Here is a 2,923-nt window from a genome sequence, read left to right as displayed (position 1 = left end):
CGGCGAGGAGCAGGGCGGAGGTGGCGGCAAGGATCCCGTAGAGCACGAGCCTAAATTAGCGCCGTATGTACCAATTCATCACGAATAACACGATCGGGTTTTAAGGTAACCCTCAGCGATTCAGATCACTGCGTGCCCGGCTACAGTGCGGCGGAGGATGGGGGTAGTCTCAGACGGACTGCATAAGTTACCGCTTAGTAATGACGAGATTCCGTCCTCGCGGACCTCTCGTAGACCCCTCGCAGGCCCGAGGAGCCCCGAAATGCAACTCGCCGCGATCATCGTGTCGCTGGTCCTGACCGTGGTCGGCGTGGCACTGCTCGCACGCGCCATCGGCCAGTTCGTCCGGTACTTCAAGCTGGGCCAGCCGGTCCCCGCCGGAAGCAGGACCGACAACCCCTACGCCCGCAGTGTGACGCTGGTGAAGGAGTTCCTCGGCCACACCCGGATGAACCGGTGGGGCATCGTGGGCTTCGCCCACTGGTTCGTGGCGATCGGCTTCCTGACGCTGCCGCCGACGATCATCACCGCGTACGGCCAGCTCTTCCAGGCCGACTGGACGCTGCCGGTCATCGGCGGCTTCCTGCCGTACGAGCTGTACATCGAGTTCATCGCCGCGATGACCACCCTCGGCATCCTCACGCTGATGGTCATCCGCCTGCTCAACCTGCCGTCCCGGCCGGGCCGCAAGTCCCGCTTCGCGGGCTCCAAGATGGGCCAGGCGTACTTCGTCGAGTACGTCATCCTCACCATCGGCCTCGCCATCTACGTGCTGCGCGGCCTGGAGGGCGCGCTGCACCACGTGGACCACTTCGAGGCCGCGTACTTCGCCTCGTACCCGCTGGTCCTGGCCTTCAAGGGCCTCAGCGTCTCCACCCTGCAGAACCTGGTCTACCTGGCCGCCATGATCAAGCTGGGCACCACCATGATCTGGATGATCACGGTGTCCCTGAACACCAACATGGGCGTGGCCTGGCACCGCTTCCTGGCCTTCCCGAACATCTGGTTCAAGCGCAACGCGACCGGCTCCACCGCGCTGGGCGCGCTGCAGCCGATGACGAGCGGCGGCGAGCCGATCGACTTCACCGACCCCGGTGACGACGACGTCTTCGGCGTCTCCCAGGTCGAGCAGTTCTCCTGGAAGGGCCTGCTGGACTTCTCCACCTGCACCGAGTGCGGCCGCTGCCAGTCGCAGTGCCCCGCGTGGAACACCGGCAAGCCGCTCTCCCCCAAGCTCCTGATCATGTCCCTGCGCGACCACGCGCACGCCAAGGCCCCGTACCTGCTGGCCGGCGGCGGCAAGACGATGGAGGGCGAGGAGAAGGCGTCCGAGGAGCAGCTCGCCGGTGTGCCCGCTTCCGCGCTGGCCGAGGCCGAGCGTCCGCTGATCGGCACGGCCGAGGAGAACGGCGTCATCGACCCGGACGTCCTGTGGTCCTGCACCACCTGCGGCGCCTGTGTCGAGCAGTGCCCGGTGGACATCGAGCACGTCGACCACATCGTCGACATGCGCCGCTACCAGGTCATGATCGAATCGGCCTTCCCCTCCGAGGCGGGCACGATGCTCAAGAACCTGGAGAAGAAGGGCAACCCCTGGGGCCTGGCGAAGAAGCAGCGCCTGGAGTGGCTCAAGGAGGTCGAGTTCGAGGTCCCGGTCGTCGGCCAGGACATCGAGGACCTGACCGAGGTCGAGTACCTGTACTGGGTCGGCTGCGCGGGCGCCCTCGAGGACCGCGCCAAGAAGACCACCAAGGCGTTCGCCGAACTCCTGCACATCGCGGGCGTCAAGTTCGCGATCATGGGCGGCGACGAGAAGTGCACCGGCGACTCCGCCCGCCGCCTCGGCAACGAGCCCCTGTTCCAGGAGCTCGGCATGGAGAACGTCATGGCGCTGAACATGGCGTTCGGCGAGGAGCTGGACGACGACGGCAAGGTGGTCCCGGAGTCCGCCAAGCCCAAGTCCGCGAAGAAGATCGTCGCGACCTGCCCGCACTGCCTCAACACGATCGGCAACGAGTACCCGCAGCTCGGCGGCGACTACGAGGTCATCCACCACACCCAGCTGCTCCAGCACCTCGTCGACGAGGGCAAGCTGGTCCCGGTCACACCGGTCGAGGGCATCATCACCTACCACGACCCCTGCTACCTGGGCCGCCACAACAAGATCTACACGCCCCCGCGCGAGATCATCGCGGGCGTCCCGGGCCTGCGGAACGAGGAGATGCACCGCCACAAGGAGCGCGGCTTCTGCTGTGGCGCCGGTGGCGCGCGGATGTGGATGGAGGAGCGGATCGGCAAGCGCATCAACAACGAGCGCGTCGACGAGGCCCTCTCCCTCAACCCCGACATCGTCTCCACGGCCTGCCCCTTCTGCCTGGTCATGCTCACCGACTCGGTCAACGGCAAGAAGAACGACGGCAAGGCGAAGGAGTCGATCCAGGTCGTCGACGTCGCCCAGCTGCTGCTGCAGTCCGTGAAGACCCCGGGCGACCCGCAGGACACGGCGGAGGCGGAGAGCGAGCCGGAGCCGGAACCGGTGAAGTAGCGGTCAGGACAGCGCTGTTCGGCGCCCCCGGGTCCCACCGGCCCGGGGGCGCCGCGTCTTCAGCCACCAGCAGGCCACCGCCGCCGCGACCCACTCGACCAGCCCGCCCAGCCGGACCGTCCGGACCAGCGCCAACCGCACGCCTTCCGCCACTCCCCCGCCGTCCCCCGTCGGCGACCCACCCAGGGCTGTCGCCGCGTCTCGAACAAGTGCATCATTGCCGGGATCGTTGTCAATGATGCTGACGAGGTGAACGGTGCGCGGGCGTAGAGGTGTTGTGGGTACGGCGGCCCTCTGCGGCACCCTCCTCCTGGCCGCGTGCGGTGCCACCCCGCACACCGGATCCGCGGACCCCACCCCGGCACGGATCGCCGACGT

The 2,923-nt window shown here is 67.3% G+C and carries 1 protein-coding gene; it reads left to right on the top strand.

Annotated elements, in window-relative coordinates:
* The first annotated feature begins 262 nt into the window (after positions 1–262).
* Positions 263–2,545, top strand: a complete 2,283-nt coding sequence (locus ACFVYN_RS13635) for a heterodisulfide reductase-related iron-sulfur binding cluster (RefSeq protein WP_389997060.1) — start codon at positions 263–265, stop codon at positions 2,543–2,545.
* Positions 2,546–2,923: the final 378 nt, after the last annotated feature.

The organism is Streptomyces sp. NPDC058307, assembly GCF_042880295.1.
Lineage (GTDB): Bacteria > Actinomycetota > Actinomycetes > Streptomycetales > Streptomycetaceae > Streptomyces.
This window is presented reverse-complemented; position numbering and strand designations above follow the sequence as displayed.

Excerpts from the sequence above, each read along its gene's own strand:
- ACFVYN_RS13635 (WP_389997060.1), top strand. The coding sequence starts at position 263 with ATGCAACTCGCCGCGATCATCGTGTCGCTGGTCCTGACCGTGGTCGGC.